We start from the raw sequence: 24334 nt of genomic DNA on the forward strand, positions 1-24334 counted from the left end.
CCACTGTGGAGGGACCTGTGGAGAACTCCGGCCGGATGGTGTGGATGGCCGTGTGGAATCTGTGGAGAACTGTGGAGAAGCGGCGTGAAGGTGGGGACTGACGCCGGCCTGCCTCCGGCGCTTGTGGAGAAGCCCGGGAGACGCAGCGACGCCCGCCGCACCGGAGTGCGACGGGCGTCGGGGGATCGAACGGCGGGGCTACCGCCAGCGCGTGGTCATGAGGAAGCCCACGAACATGATGCCGAAGCCGACCAGGATGTTCCACGACCCGAGTGACGGGACGGGCAGCGTCGTGTTCGACAGGTAGAAGACGATGACCCAGGCGAGCCCGACGAGCATGAAGCCGAACATGACGGGCTTGAACCACACGGGGTTCGGCTGGTCGCCGGCAGTCTCGACCGAGTCGGCTCGGGTCCTCCGGGCGGGCTTGGTGCGGTCCTTGTCCTTGGCCATGGCCGGTATCCTACCGTGACCGACGTGTGCAGGACGGCCGTGCCTGTGCCGCACATCCCCCACGAGTACGGTGGACCGCCATGACCAGGATCCTCGTCGTCGACAACTACGACAGCTTCGTCTACACGCTGAACGGCTACGTCCAGCAGCTCGGTGCCGAGACCGACGTCGTCCGCAACGACGCGTTCCCCGAGTCCGAGATCGCCGACCGGATCGCCGAGTACGACGGCGTGCTGCTCTCCCCAGGGCCCGGTACCCCCGGTGACGCCGGCGTCTCCATCGCGACCGTGCACGCGGCAATCGATGCCGACACGCCCCTCCTCGGCGTCTGCCTCGGGCACCAGGCGATCGCGGAGGCCCTCGGCGCCACGGTGACCCACGCCGAGGAACTCATGCACGGCAAGACGTCGCAGGTCGACCACGACGACAGCGCCCTCTTCGCCGGAGTCCCGCACCCCTTCACCGCGACCCGCTACCACTCGCTCGCCATCGTCGACGGCACCGTGCCCGACGAGCTGACCGTGACCGCGCGCACCGGTGGCGGCGTCATCATGGGCGTCCAGCACCGCGCGAGCCCCGTCTACGGCGTCCAGTTCCACCCCGAGTCCGTGCTGACCGAGGGCGGCTACCGGATGGTCGGCAACTGGCTCGAGACGGCCGGCCTGGCCGGCGCGGCCGAGCGAGCGGCTGGTCTCAATCCGCTCATCGGGACGCCGCGCGCCTAGCGCGCCGTCCGGCGCTCCGCGCCAGGGGTGATGCGCGGCGGAGCCGGGTCGACCGTACTGGGCGCTGCGCGCCTCCAGGACGGTCTGGAGGCGCGACCCGGCCACGGAGGTCGGGCCCGGTCAGGCGCGCTGACGACTACTGGCCGTCGTCGCCTCCGCCGTCGCCGCCACCCTGACCGGGGTCGCCCTGACCCTGGCCAGGAGCCTGCGCCGGCTGGGACGGCTGCACCGAGCCCGCGCAGTACGTCAGGGTCACGGTGCTGCCCTGCGCGATGTCACCGGCGGGAGCGCTCTGCTGCACGACCGTCGACCCCGTGCAGGACTTCGTCGGGTTCGGCGTCACGCCGAGGCCGAGACCCCGCAGCGTGGCGTTCGCGGTCTCCCAGGGCTGCTGGGTGACGTCCGGCAGCTGCACCTCGCCGTTCGAGACCGTCAGGTTGACGACGGTCCCCTTCGTGTGGAGGCTGCCGACCGCCGGGTCTGAGGACATGACGGTGCCCTCGGGGACGTCCGGCGAGTAGTCCGTCGTGACGGCACCGACCTCGAAGCCCGCCGCCTTGAGCGCCTGGGTCGCAGCGTCCTGGGGCTGGTTCGCGACCTCGGGGATCGCGATCTGCTGCGGGCCGAGGGAGACGACGACGCGGATGTTCTCCTTGCGGCCGACCTTCGTGCCCGAGCCCGGTTCGGTGCGGATCACCGTGCCCTTGTCGACGTCGTCGGAGTTCTCCTCGACCTTGACCGGCACCAGGTCGCGCTTGCCGAGCGCCGAGGCGGCGGAGTCGTAGGTCGCCCCGACGACGTTCGGCACCTGGACCGACGAGGCGATCGGGGCCTTGCCCGGCTGCAGATTGGCGACGAAGAAGACGGCGGCCACGATGACCGCTGCGGTGAGGATGATGCCGACCCAGATCCAGGCGACCGGAGGCCGGTTCTGGGTTCGCTGCGGACGGTGCTCGGCGGTGTCGTCGTCGAGCTCACGGAAGGCGACCGCCGGGTTCGACGTGGTCCGGGGGTTCACCCCGAAGAGCATCGTCGAGGCGTCGTGGGCCTGCTGCTGCTGGAGCTTGCGCGTCGACGCCGGCACCTTGCCCGCGGCGGCCTGCTCGAGGTCGGAGCGGAACTCTGCGGCGTTCTGGTAGCGACGCGTGCGGTCCTTCACGAGGGCGTGCAGGGTCACGGCGTCGAGCGCCGGGGAGACCGCGGGCTCGAGCGACGAGGGCGCGACGGGCTGTTCGCTCACGTGCTGGTAGGCGACCGCGACGGGTGAGTCGCCGATGAACGGCGGACGTCCGGTGAGCATCTCGAACAGTACGACACCGGTCGAGTAGACGTCGGTGCGGGCGTCGACGGTCTCGCCGCGCGCCTGTTCCGGGGAGAAGTACGAGGCGGTGCCGAGGATCGACGTCGTCTGTGCGACCGTTGCGGAGGTGTCGGTGATGGCCCGGGCGATGCCGAAGTCCATGACCTTGACCTGGCCGGTGTGCGTCACCATGACGTTGGCCGGCTTGATGTCCCGGTGCACGACGCCCGCACGGTGCGAGTACTCGAGCGCAGTGAGGATGCCCTCGGTGATGCGGACGGCCTCGTCCGGGGCCACGGGTCCGTCGTCGACGATGTCGGAGAGCGGGCGGCCCTCGACGTACTCCATCACGATGAAGGGGACCTGCACCTCGGCGCCGGAGGTCTCGGTGACGGTCTCCTCGCCCGCGTCGTAGACACGCACGATCGTCGGGTGCGCCATGCGCGCGGCGGCCTGCGCTTCCTGCCGGAAACGGGTGCGGAAGGCCGGGTCGTTCGCGAGGCTCGGCTTCAGCAGCTTCACCGCGACCTTGCGGCCGAGACGGGTGTCGTTGCCGAGGTGCACGGTGGCCATGCCGCCTCGACCGATGACGTCACCGATCTCGTAGCGGTTCGCGAGGAGCGTGATCCCCGCGGTCACACCTTCTGGCACGTACTCCTCCGATTGGTCGTCCGGGCAAGTGTACGGCAGGCGTTCCTGGTGAGACGCCGGAACGGGGGCCGTCGAGCGAACCGTTACGCAACGGTGTCGACAGCCCCCGTTCGAGGGGTGTTGAGATCAGTTGCCGTCCTGCGGACCGGTGCTCGGGTTGATGCCGTCCGACGGGTTCTGCGTGGGCTCGACCGAGGGCTGCCAGACTGCAGAGGTCGTCGAGGAGCTCGGCGAGGTGAGGTCCCCGCAGCTCGCGGTGTAGGACATCGCGATGGTCCCGGCGGAGGAACCCTTGACCTCGACGGACGTGGTCGTCACGGTCCCCGACGTCTTGCCGTTGGCGTCCACGCCGTTGCTGATCGTGTACGTGTAGCCGGTCGTCGAGTAGCCGGAGGGGCACGAGCCGTACGCGGTCCAGGTGAAGGTCACGACGCCGTCCTGCGACACCGTGCCGGCGGCCGGCGCTTCCGGCGCCGTGGTGGCGGCGGCCATGGCAGTGTACGCACGGAGCGTGACCGTCGTGCCGGGGAGGAGGTTCCCGGTCGGACTCAACGACTCGACCGTGCCGACCTGCGCCTGCTCGGTCGCTGCGTCGCCGTCCACGATCGTTGCGTCGAGCCCGAGCTGCCGCAGCCGGGCCTGCGCGTCGGTGGCCTTCAGTCCCTCGTAGTCCGAGGCGACCACTGCGACGCGGGCCGGGGTCGACGGCGTCGGCGTCTGGCTCGGGGTCCGCGACGGCGCCGGACGGGTCGCCGAGGTCGACGTCGACGCGCTCGCCTCCGGGTCGTCGTTGCCGTTCGTCAGCGCGAGGGCCGCGATCACCCCGCCGATCACCAGGAGGGCGACGATCCCGACGACCCACCAGATCCAAGCGCGGCTCTTGCCCTTCTCGTCGTCGGCGGCGTCGACCGGCGACACCGGGGTCCCCGGTGCACCGGCGACCGCTCCGGCCTGCGTGCCGATGAGCGCGGTGGCCGCGTCGTTGCCCTGCCCCTGCGGCGGGTTGAACGCCACGGTCCCGGCGCCACCGATCGCGGGCACCGCGACGGTCGCCGCCGCCACGTCGCCACGGCGGAGCGCCTGCGCCGCACGGGCCAGGTTCGCGGCGGTCGCCGGACGGTCGGCCGGCTTCTTCGCGATGCAGGACATGACCAGCGCGGCGACGGGCTCCGGCACGTCGCCCGGGAGCGCCGGCGGCTGCTCGTTGATGTGCGCCATCGCGATGGCGACCTGCGACTCACCCGTGAACGGGCGGCGTCCGGCCAGGGCCTCGTACGCGACGATGCCGAGCGAGTAGATGTCGGTCGACGGGGACGCCGGGTGCCCGCTCGCCTGCTCCGGCGACAGGTACTGCACCGTGCCCATGACCTGGCCGGTCGCGGTGAGCGGCACCTGGTCGGCGATGCGGGCGATGCCGAAGTCGGTGATCTTGACGCGACCGTCCGGCGTGATGAGCAGGTTGCCGGGCTTGATGTCGCGGTGCACGAGCCCCACGGCGTGCGCGGCCTGCAGGGCGTTCGCGGTCTGCGCGACGATGTCGAGGACCTTGTCGACCGGGAGCGTGTGCTCGCGCTCGATCATGGTCGAGAGCGCCTCGCCGGGCACGAGCTCCATGACGAGGTAGGCGCTGCCGTCCTCCTCGCCGTAGTCGAAGACGTTGGCGATGCCCTCGTGGTTGACGAGCGCAGCGTGCCGGGCCTCGGCGCGGAAGCGCTCGAGGAACCCGGGGTCGCCGAGGTACTCGTCCTTGAGGATCTTCAGTGCGACGGTGCGCCCGATCACGAGGTCGGTCGCCTGCCACACCTCACCCATGCCGCCGATCGCGACACGGGACGAGAGCTGGTACCGCCCACCGAAGGTGAGTCCGCTGGTGGGTCTCATTTGTTCAGCACCGCCTCCATGACTTTCTTCGCGACCGGGGCCGCGACCGTGTTGCCGACTCCGGACTGCCCGAGCCCGCCGCCGTTGCCGACGACGACCGCCACCGCGACCTCCGGGTCCTTCGCCGGGGCGAACCCGGTGAACCAGAGTGTGTAGGGATCGCCCGTGCCGCCCTCGGCCGTGCCCGTCTTCCCTGCGACGTCGACACCGTCGATCTTGGCATTGGTACCGGTCCCGCCGCTGACGACGCTCTGCATCGCCTCGGTCAGGTCGCCGGCCTCCGACGAGGACAGCGGGTCGCTGTACTGCTTCGGGGTGAACGACTCGACGGTCTTCAGGTCGCTCGTGGTGATCGAGTCGACGAGCGAGGGCTGCATGACCTTGCCGCCGTTCGCGATCCCGGCCGAGACCATCGCGATCTGCAGCGGCGACACGCGGACGCTCGCCTGGCCGAACGAGCTGAGCATGAGCTGCGCGGTGTCGTCGCTGACGTCCGGGTACTGGCTCGCCGTGGCGCGCATCGGGACCTCGATCGCGTCGCCGAAGCCGTACTTGTCGGCCATGTTCTTGATCGCGTCGTAGCCGAGCTTCTGGCCGAGCTCCGCGAACGGGATGTTGCAGGAGTGCTGGATCGCGACGCGGAGCTTGACGGTCTTCCCACCGCCGCACGAGCCGCCCTCGGCGTTGTTGATGTACGTGCTCGTGCCGGGCAGCTGCAACCGCGACGGGTTCGGGAACTCGGAGTCGAGCGAGTACTTGCCGCCCTCGAGTGCCGCGGACGCGACGATGAGCTTGAACACCGATCCGGGCGTGTACAGGTCGCCGCCGATCGCACGGTTCTGCAGGGGCTTGCCCGAGGCCTGCTCGAGCGCCTTGTACTTCGCGATGACGTCCTTGGTGTCGTGCGACGTCAGCGTGTTGGGGTCGTAGCCGGGCTTCGACACCATGGCGAGGACCTTGCCGGTCTTCGGCTGGATCGCCACGACGGCACCGGTGCGGTCGCCGAGCGCGTCGTACGCCGCCTGCTGCACGTCGGGGTCGATCGTCAGGTTGACGTTGTCGCCCTGGACGTCCTGGCCGGTGAGGATCGCGTTGAGGTTCTGGAAGAACGACGCGTCCGAGTTGCCGGAGAGCAGCGCGTTCTCGGCACCCTCGATGCCCGCGTTGCCCTGACCGATCGTGAAGTACCCGGTCACGGCGGAGTAGAGGTCGCCGTTCGTGTACTTGCGCTGGTACCGGTACTGGTCGTCCGACGGGCTGGACTCGGCGATCGGGCTGCCGTTCACCAGGATCGCGCCGCGCTTCGTCGAGTAACTGTCGAAGATGGTTCGGGAGTTGCGGGAGTCGGCGCGCAGCGAGTCGGCGGCGAAGAACTGGATCGAGGTCGTCGACACGAAGAGCGCGACGAACATGAGGATGATGACGGTCGAGACGCCGCGGAGTTGACGGTTCACCGGCTGCGCTCCTTCCGGGACGAGCCCCGACCGCGTGCGGCCGGGACCGCGCCCTGCTGGACGCGTTGTTCGGCGGGGATGGCGTCCGTCAGCCGCAGCAGCATCGCCGCGATGATCCAGTTCGCGATGAGCGACGATCCACCGGCCGCCATGAACGGCGTGGTCAGACCGGTCACCGGGATCACGCGGGTGATGCCGCCGACGACGACGAACACCTGCAGCGCGATGATGAACCCGAAGCCGACGCCGAGCAGCTTGCCGAAGTCGTCCTGGGCCATGAACCCGACCCGGATGCCCCGGGACGCCAGGATGATGAACAGCGCCAGGATCGCGAAGACACCGATGAGCCCGAGCTCCTCGCCGAGCGAGGCGATGATGTAGTCCGCGTTGGCGACCGGCGTCAGGTACGGGCGACCCTGGCCGAGCCCGGTCCCCGTGATCCCGCCGTTCGCGAAGCCGAACATGCCCTGGACGAGCTGGTAGCTGCCCTGCGAGAGACGGTCGTAGATGGTCTGGTCGAACGGGTCGAGCCACTGCTCGAACCGCCCGTGCACGTACACGAGGGCCGACTGCGCGACGAGGGCGCCACCGACGAAGAGGCCGAGACCGATGACGACCCAGCCCAGACGTCCGGTCGCGACGTAGATCATCACGAGGAACAGGCCGAAGTAGAGCAGGGCGGTGCCGAGGTCACGCTGGAACACGAGGACGGCCATCGCGGCGCCCCACATCACGAGGATCGGGCCGAGGTCACGGGCGCGCGGGAACGTCATGCCGGCGAACTTCCTGCCGACGATCGACAGGGAGTCGCGCGCGGTCACGAGGTACCCGGCGAAGAACAATGCCATCGTGATCTTCGCGAGCTCGCCGGGCTGGAAGGTGAACCCGCCGACCTTGATCCAGACCCGGGCACCGTTCACGTTGTGCCCGATGACGGGCAGCATCGGCATGACGAGCAGCGCGATCGTCACGAACATGAAGATGTAGCGGTACCGCTGCAGGAACCGGTGGTTCCGGACGACCGACACCGTGACGATGGCCAGGACCATCGCGAGCATCGTCCAGACGATCTGCTTGACGCCGATCGCCGCCCAGCCGGTCAGGCCGTCGTGGACGTCGATGCGGTAGATCTCGGCGATGCCGATGCCGTTGAGCGCGAGCGCCACCGGCAGGATGAACGGGTCGGCGTTCTTCGCGACGACCCGCAGCACGACGTGCATGATCAGCGCGAGGCCGAGGATGCCGGCGCCGACCCAGAGCACCGAGGTGTCGAAGATCCGGCCCTCGGTGCCGAGCTGCACGAGCACCATCGCCCCGGCGCAGATGCCGCAGGCGATGACGAGCAGCACGAGCTCGAGGTTCCGGGCGCGGGCCGGCTCACGGAGCTTGATCGTGATGGCCTGCGTGAAGGACTGTGCGGTGGCGGCGCTCATCGCGCGGCCCCCGAGGTCGGCGTGCCCGACGGCGTCGGGCTGCCGGATGGCGTGGGCGTCGGCGACGCCGATCCGCCGTCGCCACCGGTACCGGCCTGGTCCTGCCCGGTCTCGGCGGCCTTGCGGAGGCGGTCCACGATCTCGCGCGCGTCCCCGAGGGACTGGGCGTTGATCGTGGAGCGGACGTTCTCGCGGGTGTAGTCGGGCAGCGACGAGACGGTGATGTCGGTGTCCTCGTACACGTCGGACAGCGCGATCGGGCCGATCGACTGCTGCACGCCCTTGTAGATGGCCACGGTGCCCCGGTCAGTGCCGACGTAGTAGTGGTCCTGCGTGATCCGCCAGCCGAGGAAGACCGCGCCGGCGAGCACCGCGACCGCCACGACGAGCGCGACCGCCCAGGTGATGCGGCGCCGGATGCGGCGACGGCGGTCCTCCGCGATGAGCTCGGCGAAGAACTGGTCGGACTCGGGCTCGAAGTGCGAGTCCTCCGGTGCGGTCGTCACCTTGAGCGGGTGCAGCAGGATCGTGGGGAGGCGGATCGGCTTGCGGCCGGTCGACGCTTCGAAGGTCAGCGGCGCCGCGGCGGACCCGACGGTCGTCGCCGCGTCGTCGTCGTCCTCCGGCTCGGTGTCCGTGACGTCCATGACGACGACCGTGACGTTGTCGGGTGCGCCGTGGTCGAGCGTCTCCTTCACGAGGCGCTGCGTGACCTGGTTGGCGTCCATCGTCGACGCGAGGGCGTGCCGGATGCGTTCCTCGGCGAGGTACGACGACAGCCCGTCGGAGCAGAGCAGCCAGCGGTCGCCCGGCTGGATGTCCATGATCGCGGTGTCGACCTCGGGCGCCGCGTCGACGTCGCCGAGCACACGCATGAGCACGGAGCGACGGGGGTGCACCGCGGCTTCCTCCGGCGTGATGCGCCCGCTGTCGACGAGACGCTGCACGAACGTGTGGTCCGAGGTGATCTGCTGCAGCTCGCCGTCGCGCAGGCGGTAGATGCGGGAGTCGCCGATGTGCGCGATCGCCAGCTGGTCGCCGACCCGGATGACGGCGGACACCGTGGTGCCCATGCCGGTCAGTTCCTGGTGCTCGAAGACCGTCTCGGTGATGAGCTGGTTCGCGGCGATGAGCGCGGACTGCAGCGCGAACTCGGCGTCGTGCGCGGACGGGAACTCGCGGTCGACCTCGCGGATGCGTCGGATCGCGATCGCCGAGGCGACGTCGCCGCCCGCGTGGCCGCCCATGCCGTCCGCCACGGCGAACAGGTGCTGCCCCGCGTAGCCGGAGTCCTGGTTGTTGGCGCGGATGCGCCCGACGTGGGACACAGCGGCGCTCAGCGTGCGAGCCGTCATCTGCCGGTTACCGCCGCAGCTCGAACGTCGTCGTCCCGATCGTGATGGGCGTCCGCTCCGCGATGAAGACGGGGGCGGTCACCTTCTGACCGTTCACGAACGTGCCGTTCGTCGACTCGAGGTCGGTGAGGAGCCAGCCCTCGGCACGGAGGTCGAGGCGGGCGTGGTTGGTGGACGTGTAGTCGTCACGGATGACGACGTTCGACTCGCTCGAGCGACCGATGGTGATCGGACCGCCGCCCAGGGGCATCTCCATGCCCTCGCGCGAGCCCTCGGTGATCACGAGGCGGGTCGGAGCCGGCCCGGCGGGCTGCTGCGTCCCCGTCGACTGGCCGATGAGTTCCGTGAACGCGCTGCCGGACGCCGCGGCGGGTGCGGCTGCGGAGGGCACCGCGGGCGTGGTCGGACCGCCCGGAGCGGCCTTCGGGTCCGTGGGGATCTGGCGCACGCGCTGGCCGAACAGGTCGCTCCGCAGTGCGAAGACGATGACGAAGACGAACAGCCAGAGCACCGCGAGGAACGCGAAGCGCAGGACGAGCAGGGTCAGCCCTGTGGTCACCTGGTACCTCCGTCGTTCTCGGGGATCACCCGGAACACCATACGGGTACGACCGATCTCGATCGTGGAATCCGGCTCAACGATGGCCTGCGAGAAGCGCTCGCCGTTCAGTTTCGAGCCGTTCGTCGAGCCGAGGTCGTTGGCCTGGGCGTGCTTGCCGTCCCAGATCACCTCGACGTGCTGCCGGCTGGTGCCGGTGTCGGCGACGGTGATGTCGGCATCGGTCCCGCGACCGATGACGGTGCGTCCGCGCTGGAGCTTGTGACGCTGCGACCCGATGTCGAGGACCGCGACCCACGCGACGTCGCGCTGCACCGTGGTGGAGTCGATCTGCAGGATCCCCGTCGAGAGCGTGCCGTCCTGCTGCAGCCGGATGGTGACCGGTCCGGAGAACGAGTAGTTCTGCGCGACCGCGTGCTGCTGCACCATCTGGGTGAGTTCGTCGACGAGCGGGCGACCCACGTCGTTCATGCGCGTGAAGTCGGGCGGCGAGAGGCGCACGGTGAACTCGTTCGGCACGAGGATGCGCTCGCGCGACACCACCGCCGCCTTCGTGTCGAGCTCGCGGCGGAGGGCGCTCGAGATCTCGACGGGCTGCACGCCGGAGCGGAAGGTCTTGGCGAACGCGCCGTTCACGGCGCGCTCCAGTCCCCGCTCGAAGCTGTCCAACAGGCCCATGGGTCTCCAGTGTTCTCGGTCGTCGACCTCTGCATGGTAGTGGGTGGCGTTCGGCTCCGTCTGTGCGTGGTAGTGTTCTGGGGCTGGCGCGAGTGGCGGAATTGGTAGACGCGCACGGTTCAGGTCCGTGTGCTGGAAACGGCGTGGGGGTTCAAGTCCCCCCTCGCGCACCACGCAGCAGAAGGCCCCCGGAGTGATCCGGGGGCCTTCTCGCATTCCCGGGTGCGGTCGTCCGGACGCCGGTCCCGCCCGGTCTGGAGGCACGGCGCGCGCCCGCCCCGCCGGTCCGGTTCCGCGCGTGCCCGGTCCCCAGAACGGGGGACCGCCGGGAGCGGCCCCAGTCCGGGGGTTTCGGCTGCGCCGCCGGGCAGACATCGGCCACGATGAGCCAGGCCCCGCTCGTGACACCCCCGGGCGGCGCCGTCACCCGAACCCGAACTCCCGTCAGGACCCCGCTCTTGCGCATGCCCGATGCCGCACGTCCGTCGTGCCCGCCCGTCGCCCGGATCACCTCCGCCCTCGTGGTGGGGCTCGTCGTCGCCGGGGCGGTCGTCGCCCTGCCGCAGACCGCCTCCGCCGCCGAACCGTTCTCGAAGTCGATGCTCTACGCGACGACCTCGGACGGCACCGGCGTCGTGGAGATCAACCGCAAGGACGGCACGTTCGTCAAGCGCATCGCCCTGCCGACGAACGCGAAGACGTCGATCAACCAGCTCGGTGTCTCGTCCGACGGCGCGACCGTGTTCTTCACCGACTCGGCGAACGTCTACGAGGTCGACGTCGACTCCGGGAACGTCATCACGACCACCCGCACCACCGGGGTCACGAACAACATGGGCGGTGTCGACCCGAAGACCGGCAGGTACTGGTACGGCGGTGTCGACGGCACCTCCACCACGTCGTTCAAGTTCGCGAGCTACGACCCGGTGACCCACAAGAACACCGGGACGATCGTCTCCGCGACGGCTGTCGGTGCCGACGGCACGAACGGCGACCTGGCGTTCGACGGCCAGGGCAACATGTACTTCGTCAAGAGCAACGCCTCCGCCGCGCAGATCTACCGCATCAACGCGGCGGACCTCACGAGCGGGAAGGCCGCCGCAGCGTCGCAGGTCGGCGGCTCGATCACGACGGGCGTCGCCCTGAACTCGATGGCGTTCGGCGACGACGGCTACCTCTACGTCGCTGGCAGCGGCTCGAACGCCTTCCTCAAGGTGAACCCGACCACGGGTGAGGTGGAGAGCCGGGCGACCGTCGGCGCCCCCGTCACCGACATGGGCAGCAACGCACTGCCGTACACCGGTTCGGTCTCGGTCGCGCGCCCGACGACCACGTTCGACCCGGGTGACCAGTTCACCGTCACCCTGACCGGCAACGGCGTCACGAAGAACAACTCGGCCACGACGACCTCCGCGAGCCCGACCGCCACCGCGGGCCCGATGCTCCTCCTGCCGGGGCTGGAGCAGCCGTACACGATCACCCAGACCCCGGCGTCGTCCACGACGAAGGCGGCGAACTACACCACCACCTGGCGCTGCACCGACCCCTCGACCGGCGCACCGATCGTCGACGGCACGGGCACGACCGGCACGTTCACGATCCCGAGCAGCGTCGCCTCGGTCGACTGCTCCTTCACCAACGCCGTGAAGCCGCGTCCCGTCGCCACCACCGACGCCCCGACGGTCAGCGCCCCTGGCGGCCCCGTGACGGTGGACGTCGCGCGGAACGACGACGGGTCCCTCGACCCGTCGACGCTGCAGCTCATCGACGCCGGTGGCGCCCGGGTCTCCACCCTGCACGTGGTCGGGGTGGGCGACTGGTCGGTCGACACCGGCGCGGGCTCCGTCACCTTCACACCCGCACCCGGCTTCACCGGCAACCCTGCTCCGGTGACCTACGAGATGGCGGACGCCCGCGGGCTGACCGCGCGCGCCCAGGTCGTCGTCACCTACCTGCCGACCGCGGCGGACGACGTCTCGACCGGGCACGAGCCCGGTCGTCCGGCGGAGGTCGACGTCGTCGCGAACGACTCTGCGAACGTGGACCGCTCGACGGTGCAGCTCCTCGACGCCGACGGCGACCCGGTCCGGACCCTGGCGGTCGACGGTGAGGGGACGTGGCGTGTCGACGCCACCTCGGGCGTCGTGACCTTCACCCCGGCCGACGGCTTCACGGGCAACCCGACCCCGGTCCGGTACCGGGTCGACGACGGCGCGGGTCACGTCGTCACCGCGCGCGTCACCGTGGGCTTCTCGCCCGTCGCGCATGCCGACGAGGTGCTCGGTCGGACCATCGGCGAGGCCGTCACGGTCGACGTGACCGCGAACGACTCGGCGAACGTCGACCCCGCCTCGGTCCGGCTCCGGGCAGCCGACGGCTCCCTCGTGACCGGACTCACCGTGCCCGGGCAGGGCACGTGGTCGGTGGACACCACCGGTGGCCGGGTCACCTTCAGCCCGTTCGACGGGTTCACGGGCAACCCGGACCCGGTGACCTACGTCGTCGGCGACGGCCAGGGCCACACCGCGAGTGCCCCGCTGCAGGTGGCGTACACCCCGGTCGCCGCCCCGGACAGCGCCGTCGGCCCAACCCCGGGCGAGCCCGTCGTCGTCGACGTGCTCGCGAACGACTCCGCGGGGCTCGAGCGCACCTCGGTCCGACTCGTGGACGAGCACGGAGACCCGACGGTCGAACGGGTCGTCGCCGGGCAGGGCACCTGGTCCGTCGCATCGGACTCCGGCGCCGTGACGTTCACCCCCGAGGCCGGTTACACGGGCGCACCGACGCCGGTCGAGTACACCGCGGCGGATGCGTTCGGACAGCGGGTGCGATCGACGGTGACCGTCGGCTTCCTGCCGCGCGCCGTCGCCGACCGGTCCGCCGGGAACGCTCTCGGCCAGCCGGTCGTGGTCGACGTGACCGGGAACGACTCGACCACGCTCGACCCGACGTCGGTCCGACTGCTCGACGCAGCCGGGGAGCCGGTCACCACGCTCGCCGTCGCCGGTGAGGGCACGTGGGCGGTCGACCCCGCCACCGGCCGCGTGACCTTCACGCCGCGCGCCGCCTTCACGGGCAACCCCACCGCGGTCCGCTACCGCGTGGCCGACCGAGCCGGCCACGCGACGGAGTCGACGATCACGGTCGTCTACGCACCGATGGCCGTCGACGACTCCTCGCTCGACCACGCTGCCGGCGAGACCGTGACGGTCGACGTCACCGCGAACGACTCGCGCAACGTCGACGCCCGCACGGTCCGGCTGCTCGACGCCGACCGGCACCCGGTCACCTCGCTGGCGGTCGCCGGGCAGGGCACCTGGACCGTGGACCCCGCGACTGGTGGGATCCCCTTCACCCCGGAGGCCGACGCCACCCGCAACCCGACGCCCGTCGAGTACATGGTGTGGGACGCCTCGGGAGACGCGGTCTGGGCCACCGTGACCGTGGCGTACCACGGAGCGGCGGCAGCCCTGCCCGCGGCCGCGCCGGCAGACCCGCGTCCGACGGCCGCGGCGCCCACGACGACGCCCGGGAAGCTCGCGTTCACCGGTGCCGAGCTGCTCTGGCCGGGTGTCGGCGCGCTCGTCATGCTCGCGACCGGCGGGGTGCTCCTGCTCGCGCGGCGACGTCGCCAGGGCGGCCGACACGTCTGAGGTGACCGACTGACGGACGGGAGGACGGTGCCGACCGGCACCGCGCCTCCCGTCCGTCGTCCGGACGGTCCACGGCGTCCTCAGGCGAGCCGGGCAGGGTCGAGTCCCACGGCGCGCGCCACCGAGGCGCGGACCAGGCCCTCGCGCGTCGGCCGGTCGAGGTAACCGACCAGGGCGTAGCCGTTCGTCGCGTCCACGAGAGCGAACAGGAGGCGCCCGACGGCGCCGGGGTCGTCGGTGTGCATCGCCCCCTCGTGGACGCCGGCGGACACGACCTCGGTGGCGAGCCGCTGCCAGTCGTCCATGACGTCACGTGCGGCAGCGGCGAGCGAGTCGTTGGTGCGGCCGATGCTCCACGCGTCGGCCCAGAGCGTCGCGACGTCGTCCCGAGCGGGGTCGGCGACCGCGGCGAGCAGGGCGCGGAGCCGGGCGACGGCGTCGTGCTCGGCTGCGACCACCGCGCGGACCTCGGTGACCTCGGCGCTCGCCACGGTGCGGAAGGTCTCGCCGACCAGCTCCTCCATGCTCGGTCGGTAGTGCGCCACGAGCGACGGGGCGACGCCGGCGGCCGCGGCGACCCCCCGGAGCGTCACCGCGGCCAGTCCGTCGGCTCGGGCGACCTGGATCGCGGTGCTCGCGATCTGCGCCTCGCGCTCCGCCGGGCTGCGACGGCGCCGGGCGGGGGAGGACGGCACGTCGTCCGGCGGAGGCGTCCCGCCCCCTCGCGTCGGCGTCACGGCTCGGGGTGGTCGACGACGAACGCCGCCCACAGGTCAGCGCGCGTGGCGAAGGAGGAGAGGTCCCGCTCGAGGAGCCGCCCGGCGTGCTCGACCCGGGACCGGGCCGTGTGCCGGTGCACGCCGAGGGTCTGCGCGGTGCGGTCGTACTCACAGTCTTGTTCGAGCCAGGTGCGGACGGTCCGGGTGAGCTCGGTGCCCGCAACACGGTCGTGGTCGCGGAGTGGGGCGAGCACGGCTCGGGCGACCGCACCGGCGTCGACGTCGACGTGTGCGAGGTGGGCGAGGACCCCCTCGCGGGCGAGGTCACCGAACTCGGTCGTGCCGGTCGAGCCCTCGCGGCGACGGTCGAGGGCCTGCACCGCCTCGGTCCGCGCCCGCCCGAAGGCCCGGTGCGATGCGCCGTCGGACAGCCCGGCGCGGAGGTCGAAGCGGGCGACGAGGTCCTCGACGAGCCCGGTGTCGTCGGCTGCGACGCAGAGGAAGAGGGCGTCGTCGACGGCGAAGAACAGCCGGCCGGGCCGGTCCTGCACGAGCAGTTCGAGCAGGTCGACGACCGCGTCGAGGTCGGCGTCGGGGACGTCGACGGCCGCGATCCGCACCGGTTCGGGCGGCAGCGGGCCCCAGACCTGCCGCGAGGTCGCGTCCACGACCGCGGGGTCACCGACCGACAGCATCGTGAGGAGCCCGGTCCGCAGGAGTCCGCGTGCCCGGGCGAGCTCCCGGTTCTGCTGGAGCGCGAGGCCGGCGAGGGCGATGACGGCGGTGACGACCTCGCGTCCGGCACGGTCGAGCGCCCCGCCGTTGGCGATGGCGAGGACGCCGCTGAGGTGTCCGCCGGTGCCGAGCGTCTGCAGCGTCCACCCGTCCCGCTGCCCGCGCTGGACCGGCAGGCTCGCCCGCTGGCCCGAGCGGAGCAGGCGGAGGGACTCGGTGCGGAGGAGGTCCAGGTCGTCGTCGGACACGGTGTCCTCCGGGAACCCGCGGTCGAGGCGCCCGGAGACGTCGAACAGCCCGACCCAGCCGTCGAGCTGCCGGGAGAGCTCGGCGATCGTCGCGCCGAGGCCGTCGGGTCGCATCGCCGCGAGGGAGATGGCGCGCTGCGCGGCGAGGGCCCAGGCGTTCCGGGCGTTCGCCTCGCGCGCGACGGCGTCCGCGTTCGCCTGGGCGACGGCGATGAACGACGTCTCGTAGGGCACCTCGAACAGTGCCGTCCCGTGTCGTTCGCACGCGGTCACCAGGCTGTCCGGGGTCCCGGCGCGGACCACCTCGGTGCCGAAGCCGAGCGCCGTGACGCCGTGCTCGCGGAGCCGCGACACGTAGGCGTCAGCCACCTCGTCCGTCACCTCGGCGTCACCGCCGAACTGCGTGCCCGTGGTGAGCAGGCCCTGTCCGGGGGAGAGGAACGGGGTGGGGTCGGCGAGGTCCGAGCTGTGCAACCACGAGAGCGGCGCGTCGAGCACCGCGTCGTCGACCGCCGGGGTCAGCAGCCGCAGGCGGAGGTCGGCGCGGTGCAGGAGGGAGCGCAGCGATGCGGGCACGTCATCACCCTATCCACGAGGGCGATCCGCCACCGATCCGGTGTACGCGGTGGACAGCCGCCGGTCGCCCCGCACGCTCCTACCATCGCCGCATGTCCTCCACCGCAGCACCTCCGACCACCGCACCCACCGGCGGCCCCGACCTGCCGCAGGAACGCCGGCTCGTGACCGCCGTGCCGGGTCCGCGATCGCAGGAGCTGCTCGCCCGGAAGTCCGCCGCGGTCGCCGCGGGCGTCGGGGTGGCGGTGCCGATCGCGGTCGTCGCCGCGGGCGGCGGCGTCGTGGTCGACGCGGACGGCAACTCGCTCGTCGACCTCGGGTCCGGCATCGCCGTGACGAGCGTCGGGAACGCGCACCCGGCCGTGGTCGCCGCGGTCACGGAGCAGGTCGCCGCCTTCACGCACACCTGCTTCACGATCGCCGCCTACGACGGGTACGTCCGGGTCGCCGAGACGCTCAACCGGCTCACCCCCGGAGACCACGAGAAGCGGACCGCCCTGTTCAACTCCGGAGCCGAGGCCGTCGAGAACGCGGTGAAGATCGCCCGCAAGCACACCGGTCGGCAGGCGGTCGTGGTGTTCGACCACGCCTATCACGGTCGGACGAACCTGACGATGGCGCTCACCGCGAAGAACCAGCCCTACAAGAACGGCTTCGGGCCGTTCGCCCCCGAGGTGTACCGCGTCCCGATGTCCTACCCGTTCCGGGACGGGCTCACCGGCGCCGAGGCGGCCGCCCGCGCCATCAGCCAGATCGAGAAGCAGGTCGGCGCCGAGAACACCGCCGCCGTGCTCGTCGAGCCGATCCAGGGCGAGGGCGGGTTCGTGGTCCCCGCACCCGGGTTCCTCGCCGCGATCAGCGAATGGACGACCGCCAACGACGTCGTGTTCATCGCCGACGAGGTGCAGACCGGGTTCGCCCGCACCGGGGCCATGTTCGCCTGCGAGCACGAGGGCGTCGTGCCCGACGTGGTCACCACCGCGAAGGGCATGGCCGGCGGCCTGCCGCTCTCCGCCGTCACCGGCCGCGCCGAGGTGATGGACGCCGCACACGTCGGTGGCCTCGGCGGCACGTACGGCGGCAACCCGATCGCCTGCGCGGCCGCCCTCGCCGCGCTCGACGCCTTCGAGCACGACGGGCTGGTCGAGCGGGCGCAGGAGATCGGAGCCGTCCTGCTCGACGGGCTCCACACGGCCCAGGCGTCCGACCCGCGCATCGGCGACGTCCGGGGCCGCGGGGCGATGGTCGCGATGGAACTCGTCGACCCGGCGACCGGCGAGCCCGACGCGGCGTTGACCGGCCGGGTCGTGCGGTACGCGTACGAGCACGGCGTCATCGCGCTGACCGCGGGGACGTACGGCAACGTCGTGCGCTTCCTGCCGCCGCTCGCGATCTCGGACGAGTTGCTGCGCGACGGCCTGTCGGTCGTGCTCGACGGGCTGGCCGCCTCGTGACCGCCACCGACGCGACCGCAGCCGGAACGACCACGACCGACGCGACCGCAGCCGGAACGACCACGACCGACGCGACCGCAGCGGGCGCGGCGGACGCGACCACCACCGCCCCCGCGGCCGACCTGACCGACGCCGGCCGCGCCGTCCTCGACCGGGTGCCTGCGCGCCTCCTGGTCGACGGCACCTGGGAACCGGCGGCCGACGGCCGGACGTTCCCCGTCCACGACCCCGCCACCGGCGCCGTGCTCCTCGAGGTCGCCGACGCCGGACCCGAGGACGGCCTCCGCGCCCTCGCCGCCGCCGACCGAGCCCGTGCCGGGTGGGCGACCACCCCGCCCCGGCAGCGCGCCGAGGTCCTCCGCCGCGCGTTCGACCTGCTGCAGGAGCGCCGCGAGGAGTTCGCCCTGCTCATGACGCTCGAGATGGGCAAGCCGCTCGCCGAGGCTCGGGGCGAGGTCACCTACGGCGGCGAGTTCCTGCGCTGGTTCTCCGAGGAGGCCGTCCGGATCGGCGGCTCGTACGGCACGAACCCCGAGGGCACCGGCCGCGCGATCGTCACGCACAAGCCCGTCGGGCCGGCGTTCCTGATCACCCCGTGGAACTTCCCGCTCGCCATGGCGACCCGGAAGATCGCGCCGGCGCTCGCCGCGGGCTGCACCGTCGTCGTCAAGCCCGCCGAGCTCACCCCGCTCACGACGCTGCTGTTCGCCGACCTGCTGCTCGAGGCCGGGGTCCCGGCCGGGGTCGTCAACGTCGTCGCCACCACCCGCGCGGCCGCCCTGTCCGAGCCGGTGATCGCCGACCCGCGCCTCCGCAAGCTGTCCTTCACCGGGTCCACGCCCGTCGGCCGGACCCTGCTCGCCCAGGCGGCGCAGACCGTGCTCCGGACGAGCATGGAGCTCGGCGGCAACGCCCCGTTCCTCGTGTTCGCGGACGCCGACCTCGACCTCGCCGTCGAGGCCGCGCTGGCCGCGAAGTTCCGGAACACCGGGCAGGCCTGCACCGCCGCGAACCGGTTCCTCGTGCACGAGGACGTCGCCGAGGCGTTCGTCGAGCGGGTCACCGCCCGCGTCGCCGCGATGCCCGTCGGTCGCGGCACCGAGGACGGGGTGGCCATCGGACCGCTCATCGACGACCGCGCGGTCGCCAAGGTGCACCGGCTCGTCACGGACGCCGTCGAGCGCGGTGCCACCGTCACGACCGGCGGACACGCCCTCGACGGACCCGGAACCTTCTACGCGCCGACCGTCCTCACCGACGTACGACCCGGCAGCGACATCCTGCACGAGGAGGTCTTCGGGCCGGTCCTCGCCGTCCGCACCTTCCGCACCGAGGACGAGGCGGTCACCGCCGCGAACGACACCGAGTACGGTCTCGTCGGGTACGCCTGCACGGCCGACCCGGCCCGCGGGCAGCGCCTCATGGAGCGGCTCGAGACGGGCATGCTCGGCCTGAACACCGGCGTCGTGTCGAACGCCTCGGCACCCTTCGGCGGCGTCAAGCAGTCCGGCCTCGGCCGGGAGGGCGGCGGCGAGGGCATCGCCGAGTACCTCGAGACCATGTACACCCTCACCCCGGACCCCTTCACCACGACAGGAGCACCACGATGACCGAACGCGACGTCGTGATCATCGGCGCAGGCGTCACCGGCCTGACCGCCGCGAACCGACTGCGGGACCGCGGGTACTCCGTCGCGGTCCTCGAGGCCCGGGACCGCGTCGGCGGCCGGACGTGGACCGACGAGATCGAGGGCGTCACGCTCGAGATCGGCGGGCAGTGGGTCTCCCCGGACCAGACCGCGCTGCTCGAGACCCTCGAGGAGCTCGGCCTCGAGACGTACGACCGGTACCGGGAGGGCTCGAGCGTCTACATCGACGCCGACGGCACCCGCACCGAGTACACCGGCGACATCTTCCCGCTGCCGGAGGCGACCGCGAACGAGATCGAGCGGCTCGTGCAGGTCGTCGACGAGTACGTCGCCCGGGTCGACCCGTCCCGGCCGTGGGAGTCGCCGGACGCCGCCGCGCTCGACGAGGTCTCCTTCCGGGCCTGGCTGCACGGGCTCAGCGACGACCGGGTCGCGACGGACAACGTCGAGCTCTTCATCGCCGGCGCGATGCTCACCAAGCCAGCGCACGCCTTCTCCGCCCTGCAGGCACTCCTCATGGCGGCCTCGGCCGGCAGCTTCTCGAACCTCGTCGACGCCGACTTCATCCTCGACAAGCGCGTCGTCGGCGGGATGCAGCAGGTCTCCGAGCGGCTCGCCGCGCGCCTCGGCGACGACGTGCACCTGAACGCGCCCGTCCGCACGCTCCGCTGGGGCGGGGACGGCGTGGTCGCGATCGCCGACGGCGGTGTCGAGGTGCACGCCCGCCAGGCCCTCGTCGCCGTGCCGCCGCCCCTGTACTCGCGGATCTCCTACGAGCCCCCGCTCCCGCGCCGGCAGCACCAGCTCCACCAGCACCTGTCGATGGGCTTCGTCATCAAGGTGCACGCCGTCTACGACCGGCCGTTCTGGCGCGACGCCGGCCTCTCCGGCACCGCGTTCAGCCCCTACGAGCTCGTGCACGAGGCGTACGACAACACGCTCCACGGGTCGCCGCAGGGCACCCTCGTCGGCTTCGTCTCCGACCAGCACGCCGACGACGTCTTCGCGCTGACGCCAGCGGAGCGCAAGGCCCGCGTCCTCGCCTCGCTCGCGCACTACTACGGCGACGAGGCGCTCCGGCCCGTCGTCTACTACGAGAGCGACTGGGGCACCGAGGAGTGGACCCGCGGCGCGTACGCGGCGAGCTTCGACCTCGGCGGACTCGTCCGGTACGGGGCCGACCAGCGTGCGGCCGTCGGTCCGGTGCGGTTCGCGTCGAGCGACCTGGCCGGGCACGGGTACCAGCACGTCGACGGTGCGGTGCGGATCGGACGCGAGGTGGCCGAGGAGATCGCCGCGGCGATCCCGCAGACCGCTGCGGCGCAGTAGGCGCGACCACGGAACGGACGGGAGGCGCGGTGCCGGCTGGCACCGCGCCTCCCGTCCGTCTGTGGGTCGCGTCAGCAGTCCTCAGGGACGTTCGCGGATCGGCTCGCCGGTCTCCGGGTCCCAACCGACGACGCGCGGCTCCGCCGCCTTCGTCCGGCGGACCGTCCGCGGGAAGAACGGCCGTGACACGGGCAGGTACGGCAGCACGGCGGCGGCCCCGAGCAGGACGCCGTTCACGGTGCCGAGGCCGTACGGCGGCGCGACGGCCCCCAGGAAGCCGAGCGCACCGAAGACGGCGAGCCAGAAGCGGGCGCGGGAGGAGCCCTTCGACAGCCGGAGTGCGCCCCAGGCGAAGAGCGCCCAGAGCACCAGGGCGATGACGGCCTGGACGATCGTCATGCCGGGGGAGTCCGCACCGGACGCGACGGCGACGAGGGCCCGGGCCGCCGCTGCCACCACGTTCACGACCGCGACCACGAGCCAGGCGGCGACCGCGACGGTGACGAGCGCGGGGCGGGTCCGGGTGGCGGGCGGCAGGGTCTCGGGGGCGGTCATGAGGCGAGCCTAGAGCCACCGCCCGGCGCCGTCAGCCGATGCGGATGAGCTTCTTGTTGACGAACTCGTCGATGCCGAACGTCCCGAGCTCGCGACCGAACCCGCTTGCCTTCACGCCGCCGAACGGCAGCTCCGGGCTGTCCGCGCCGACGATGTTGACGTAGACCATGCCGGCCTCGATCCGGTCCGCCACCCGCATCGCCTGGTCGGGGTCGGTCGTGAAGAGGTACGAGCCGAGGCCGTACGGGGTGTCGTTCGCGATGCGGACGGCCTCGTCCTCGTCGGCCACCCGGTGCACGACGGCGACCGGGCCGAAGAACTCCTCGCGGTAGGCGTCGTTCGCCGGCGTCACTCCGGTCAGGACGGTCGGCGTGAAGGCGTTGCCAGTGCGCTGCCCGCCGGTGACGACGGTGGCGCCCTGGTCGACCGCAGCGGCCAACTGCTCCGCGAGCCGGTCGGCCGCGGCCGACGAGGAGAGCGGGCCGAGCTCGGCACCCGGCACGGACGGGTCGGTCGGAGCGACGGCGGCCATCGCGGCGGCGAAGCGCTCGAGGAAGTCGTCGTACAGGTGGTCGGCGACGAGGAAGCGCTTGGCGGCGTTGCACACCTGGCCGTTGCCCTCGAGCCGGGTCGCGACGGCGGACTCGACGACGGCGTCGAGGTCGTCGGTGGAGAGCAGGACGAACGGGTCGGACCCGCCGAGCTCGAGCACGACCTTCGTCAGGTTGCGCCCGGCGATCTCGGCGACGGCTGCTCCGGCACGTGCGGAGCCGGTGAGCGAGACGCCCTGCACGCGCGGGTCGGCGATGATCTCGGCGACCTGCTCGTTCGTCGCGAAGACGTTCGTGTAGGCCCCATCGGGGAAGCCGGCCTCGTGGAAGATGCCCTCGATCGCGAGTGCGGACTCCGGGCACTGCGGCGCGTGCTTCAGGAGGACGGTGTTGCCGACGAGCAGGTTCGGGCCGGCGAACCGGGCGATCTGGTAGGCGGGGAAGTTCCACGGCATGATGCCGAGCAGCACGCCGACCGAGGTCTTCCGTACGAAGGCGCTGCCCGCGCTGCCCTCGGCGAGGTCGATCGGCTGGTCGGCGAGCAGGGCCTCGGCGTGGTCGGCGTACCAGTCGTAGATGTCGGCGCAGAAGTCCACCTCGCCGAGGGCCTGGTCGAGCGGCTTCGCCATCTCGCGGACGATCGTGGCGGCGAGGTCCTCGCGGCGCTCCCGGTACAGCTCGGCGACGCGGTGCACGATCGCGGCGCGGTCGGCCACGCTGCTCGTGTCGTCGGCGTGTGCGCGGTCCGCGCGGTCGATCGCTGCGCGCAGGTCGTCGTCGCCGATGGTCGGGAACGACCGCAGGAGCTCGCCGGTGCTGGGGTCGGTGACGGCGTAGACGGTGTCCGTACCGGTCGCGGTGTCGGTCATGCGCTCTCCTCGGCGTGCTGGTCGGTCAGTTGCTTGTTGACGCCCGTGACGGGCTGGTTCTCGTCGAAGCTCTTCGGCAGGACCCGGAGGCCCTTGGTGATGACGAGGAGGTAGACGAAGCCGATCGCCGCCCATACTCCTCCTGCGATCAGCGCATCGGCGTGGAGCTGCGACCAGAGGACCCCGGTGAGCACCATCGCCAGGCCGGGCAGGACGATGTACTTGAAGCGGTCGCCCGCGGTCTTCCGGCGGCCCTGGCGGATCGCGAAGTGCATGATCACGGTCGCGTTGACGAAGGTGAAGGCGATCAGCGCGCCGAAGTTGATGTACGACGAGATCGTGTCGAGCGAGAAGGTCATCGCGAGGAGCGTGACGAGCCCGACGATGATCACGTTCGGCAGCGGCGTGCGGGTCCGGGGGTGCACGTAACCGAACACCTTCCGCGGCAGCACGTTGTTGCGCCCCATCACCATGAGCATGCGGGCGACGCTCGCGTGCGAGGCGAGGCCGGACGCCAGCGCGGCGATGAACCCGGCGGCGACGAGGACGGCCTGGAAGACCTTGCCGCCGACGAGCAGACCGATCTGGGGCAGTGGGTCGTCGGTGAACTCGCCGAACGGGGCGTTGGTGGGGAAGCGGAGCTGCGCGAAGTACGCGGACACGAGGAAGATCAGGCCACCGAGCAGCACCGTCAGCATGATCGCCTTCGGCATGATCCGGACCGACTTCGCCTCCTCGGTGTACATCGTGACCGCGTCGAACCCGATGAACGAGAAGCAGACGACGGTCGCGCCGGTGAGCAGCGCGCTCATCGTGACCCCGTCGTGCACGAACGGCTGGGCGCTGACGACGGTGCCCGCTCCGGCTCCGCGGACGAGCTCGATGACCGCGAAGACCACGAAGGCGATCATCGCCAGGATCGCCCCGACCAGCAGCACCATGTTGAGGTTCGACGTGCCGCGCATCGACAGGCAGATGACGGTCGTGACGAACACCGTGTAGGCGACGACCGTGACCCACGGCGGCACGGCCGGGAAGACCTGCTCGAGGTAGAGCCGGATGATCAGCGCGTTGACCATCGGGAGCAGCAGGTAGTCGAGCAGCGAGGCCCAGCCCACCATGAAGCCGAGGTTCGGGTGCATCGACTCCCGCACGTACGTGTACGCCGACCCGGCGGCCGGGTAGACGCGGACCATCTTCCCGTAGCTGATCGCGGTGAGGAGCATGATCACGAGCGCGATCACGTAGGCGCTCGGCACCGCGCCGTCGGTCTCGTCGGAGACGATGCCGAAGGTGTCGAAGACGACCGTCGGGGTCATGTACCCGAGCCCGAGCCCGACGATCGCCCACAGGCCGAGGTTGCGCTTCAGGGAACTGCTCCGGGACGCGGTCGACGGGGCGGAGCGGGCGATGGTCGAGGCCATGTGTCTTCCCTCGTGGTCGTGGTCGGGCTTCCTCGCCCGTGCCGTGGTGTGCGGGTACGGTACCGACGGCGCGGACCCCGGCGGA

Annotated in this window: 18 protein-coding genes and 1 tRNA gene; 6 read left to right on the plus strand and 13 right to left on the minus strand. The window is 71.6% G+C overall.

What is annotated here, in order from left to right:
* Nucleotides 1–198: 198 nt before the first annotated feature.
* The gene (locus ACY3FI_RS00070) at nt 199–453 is read right to left on the minus strand and encodes a cell division protein CrgA (protein WP_462548678.1); all 255 of its coding nucleotides are present in this window, start codon (nt 451–453) and stop codon (nt 199–201) included.
* A gap of 80 nt (nt 454–533) precedes the next feature.
* Between ACY3FI_RS00070 and ACY3FI_RS00075 the strand changes: the two genes are divergently transcribed.
* Nucleotides 534–1178 (plus strand): anthranilate synthase component II, encoded by a 645-nt coding sequence (locus ACY3FI_RS00075; RefSeq protein WP_462548679.1) that lies wholly within the window; start codon nt 534–536, stop codon nt 1176–1178.
* Between the two features lie 136 nt (nt 1179–1314).
* On the opposite strand, the gene pknB is transcribed toward ACY3FI_RS00075, so the two are convergent.
* The 7 genes from pknB to ACY3FI_RS00110 all read right to left on the minus strand — a co-directional run bounded on the left by pknB (nt 1315) and on the right by ACY3FI_RS00110 (nt 10488).
* Nucleotides 1315–3129: a Stk1 family PASTA domain-containing Ser/Thr kinase gene (gene pknB, locus ACY3FI_RS00080; protein WP_462548680.1), complete on the minus strand. Its 1815-nt coding sequence runs from the start codon at nt 3127–3129 to the stop codon at nt 1315–1317.
* 126 nt (nt 3130–3255) lie between these two features.
* Nucleotides 3256–5010: a protein kinase domain-containing protein gene (locus tag ACY3FI_RS00085; RefSeq protein WP_462548681.1), complete on the minus strand. Its 1755-nt coding sequence runs from the start codon at nt 5008–5010 to the stop codon at nt 3256–3258.
* Complete coding sequence (locus ACY3FI_RS00090) at nt 5007–6464, minus strand: peptidoglycan D,D-transpeptidase FtsI family protein (protein WP_462548682.1); 1458 nt, start codon at nt 6462–6464, stop codon at nt 5007–5009. Before ACY3FI_RS00090 ends, ACY3FI_RS00085 begins: the two co-directional genes overlap by 4 nt.
* Nucleotides 6461–7897, minus strand: a complete 1437-nt coding sequence (locus ACY3FI_RS00095; RefSeq protein ID WP_462548683.1) for an FtsW/RodA/SpoVE family cell cycle protein — start codon at nt 7895–7897, stop codon at nt 6461–6463. The genes ACY3FI_RS00090 and ACY3FI_RS00095 overlap by 4 nt, the downstream gene beginning before the upstream one ends.
* The gene (locus ACY3FI_RS00100; protein WP_462548684.1) at nt 7894–9252 is read right to left on the minus strand and encodes a Stp1/IreP family PP2C-type Ser/Thr phosphatase; all 1359 of its coding nucleotides are present in this window, start codon (nt 9250–9252) and stop codon (nt 7894–7896) included. Before ACY3FI_RS00100 ends, ACY3FI_RS00095 begins: the two co-directional genes overlap by 4 nt.
* 7 nt (nt 9253–9259) lie before the next feature.
* The gene (locus ACY3FI_RS00105; RefSeq protein WP_462548685.1) at nt 9260–9811 is read right to left on the minus strand and encodes an FHA domain-containing protein FhaB/FipA; all 552 of its coding nucleotides are present in this window, start codon (nt 9809–9811) and stop codon (nt 9260–9262) included.
* Nucleotides 9808–10488, minus strand: coding sequence for an FHA domain-containing protein (locus ACY3FI_RS00110; RefSeq protein WP_462548686.1), 681 nt, complete (start codon nt 10486–10488; stop codon nt 9808–9810). Before ACY3FI_RS00110 ends, ACY3FI_RS00105 begins: the two co-directional genes overlap by 4 nt.
* An 86-nt stretch (nt 10489–10574) precedes the next feature.
* Here ACY3FI_RS00110 and ACY3FI_RS00115 point away from each other — a divergent pair.
* Nucleotides 10575–10661, plus strand: a tRNA-Leu gene (locus ACY3FI_RS00115).
* A 291-nt stretch (nt 10662–10952) separates the two neighbouring features.
* Nucleotides 10953–14141, plus strand: a complete 3189-nt coding sequence (locus ACY3FI_RS00120) for an Ig-like domain-containing protein (RefSeq protein ID WP_462548687.1) — start codon at nt 10953–10955, stop codon at nt 14139–14141.
* 80 nt (nt 14142–14221) lie between these two features.
* Here the strand turns inward: ACY3FI_RS00120 and ACY3FI_RS00125 are convergent, their stop codons facing one another.
* Together ACY3FI_RS00125 and ACY3FI_RS00130 are read right to left on the minus strand one after the other, a co-directional pair.
* Complete coding sequence (locus tag ACY3FI_RS00125; protein WP_462548688.1) at nt 14222–14836, minus strand: TetR family transcriptional regulator; 615 nt, start codon at nt 14834–14836, stop codon at nt 14222–14224.
* 38 nt (nt 14837–14874) lie between these two features.
* Nucleotides 14875–16419 carry a PucR family transcriptional regulator gene (locus tag ACY3FI_RS00130; protein WP_462548689.1) on the minus strand — a complete coding sequence of 515 codons (1545 nt, stop codon included), beginning with the start codon at nt 16417–16419 and terminating at the stop codon, nt 14875–14877.
* Nucleotides 16420–16511: 92 nt separating this feature from the next.
* Between ACY3FI_RS00130 and gabT the strand changes: the two genes are divergently transcribed.
* From gabT to ACY3FI_RS00145, 3 genes are all read left to right on the plus strand, one after another.
* Entirely contained in the window at nt 16512–17873 is a 1362-nt protein-coding gene (gabT, locus tag ACY3FI_RS00135) for a 4-aminobutyrate--2-oxoglutarate transaminase (protein ID WP_462548690.1), read from the plus strand.
* Between the two features lie 155 nt (nt 17874–18028).
* Nucleotides 18029–19483 (plus strand): NAD-dependent succinate-semialdehyde dehydrogenase, encoded by a 1455-nt coding sequence (locus ACY3FI_RS00140; RefSeq protein ID WP_462550379.1) that lies wholly within the window; start codon nt 18029–18031, stop codon nt 19481–19483.
* Complete coding sequence (locus ACY3FI_RS00145; protein WP_462548691.1) at nt 19480–20850, plus strand: flavin monoamine oxidase family protein; 1371 nt, start codon at nt 19480–19482, stop codon at nt 20848–20850. Before ACY3FI_RS00140 ends, ACY3FI_RS00145 begins: the two co-directional genes overlap by 4 nt.
* 81 nt (nt 20851–20931) lie before the next feature.
* Here ACY3FI_RS00145 and ACY3FI_RS00150 read toward each other — a convergent pair whose 3' ends face one another.
* Genes ACY3FI_RS00150 through ACY3FI_RS00160 form a run of 3 tightly spaced genes read right to left on the minus strand, consistent with a single transcriptional unit; the run spans nt 20932 to nt 24249 of the window.
* On the minus strand, nt 20932–21405 hold the full coding sequence (locus ACY3FI_RS00150) for a hypothetical protein (protein ID WP_462548692.1): 474 nt from the start codon (nt 21403–21405) through the stop codon (nt 20932–20934).
* A 31-nt stretch (nt 21406–21436) separates the two neighbouring features.
* The gene (locus ACY3FI_RS00155; protein WP_462548693.1) at nt 21437–22825 is read right to left on the minus strand and encodes an NAD-dependent succinate-semialdehyde dehydrogenase; all 1389 of its coding nucleotides are present in this window, start codon (nt 22823–22825) and stop codon (nt 21437–21439) included.
* Nucleotides 22822–24249 (minus strand): APC family permease, encoded by a 1428-nt coding sequence (locus tag ACY3FI_RS00160; protein WP_462548694.1) that lies wholly within the window; start codon nt 24247–24249, stop codon nt 22822–22824. The genes ACY3FI_RS00155 and ACY3FI_RS00160 overlap by 4 nt, the downstream gene beginning before the upstream one ends.
* Nucleotides 24250–24334: the final 85 nt, after the last annotated feature.

The sequence above is a fragment of the Curtobacterium sp. RM9 genome (assembly GCF_054956955.1).

What these genes read in the sequence shown, in the direction of transcription:
- ACY3FI_RS00160 (WP_462548694.1), bottom strand. Translation starts at nt 24,249, where the DNA reads ATGGCCTCGACCATCGCCCGCTCCGCCCCGTCGACCGCGTCCCGGAGC.
- ACY3FI_RS00085 (WP_462548681.1), bottom strand. Translation starts at nt 5,010, where the DNA reads ATGAGACCCACCAGCGGACTCACCTTCGGTGGGCGGTACCAGCTCTCG.
- ACY3FI_RS00100 (WP_462548684.1), bottom strand. Translation starts at nt 9,252, where the DNA reads ATGACGGCTCGCACGCTGAGCGCCGCTGTGTCCCACGTCGGGCGCATC.
- ACY3FI_RS00070 (WP_462548678.1), bottom strand. Translation starts at nt 453, where the DNA reads ATGGCCAAGGACAAGGACCGCACCAAGCCCGCCCGGAGGACCCGAGCC.
- gabT (WP_462548690.1), top strand. Translation starts at nt 16,512, where the DNA reads ATGTCCTCCACCGCAGCACCTCCGACCACCGCACCCACCGGCGGCCCC.
- ACY3FI_RS00145 (WP_462548691.1), top strand. Translation starts at nt 19,480, where the DNA reads ATGACCGAACGCGACGTCGTGATCATCGGCGCAGGCGTCACCGGCCTG.
- ACY3FI_RS00075 (WP_462548679.1), top strand. Translation starts at nt 534, where the DNA reads ATGACCAGGATCCTCGTCGTCGACAACTACGACAGCTTCGTCTACACG.
- ACY3FI_RS00150 (WP_462548692.1), bottom strand. Translation starts at nt 21,405, where the DNA reads ATGACCGCCCCCGAGACCCTGCCGCCCGCCACCCGGACCCGCCCCGCG.
- ACY3FI_RS00155 (WP_462548693.1), bottom strand. Translation starts at nt 22,825, where the DNA reads ATGACCGACACCGCGACCGGTACGGACACCGTCTACGCCGTCACCGAC.
- ACY3FI_RS00120 (WP_462548687.1), top strand. Translation starts at nt 10,953, where the DNA reads ATGCCCGATGCCGCACGTCCGTCGTGCCCGCCCGTCGCCCGGATCACC.
- ACY3FI_RS00110 (WP_462548686.1), bottom strand. Translation starts at nt 10,488, where the DNA reads ATGGGCCTGTTGGACAGCTTCGAGCGGGGACTGGAGCGCGCCGTGAAC.
- ACY3FI_RS00095 (WP_462548683.1), bottom strand. Translation starts at nt 7,897, where the DNA reads ATGAGCGCCGCCACCGCACAGTCCTTCACGCAGGCCATCACGATCAAG.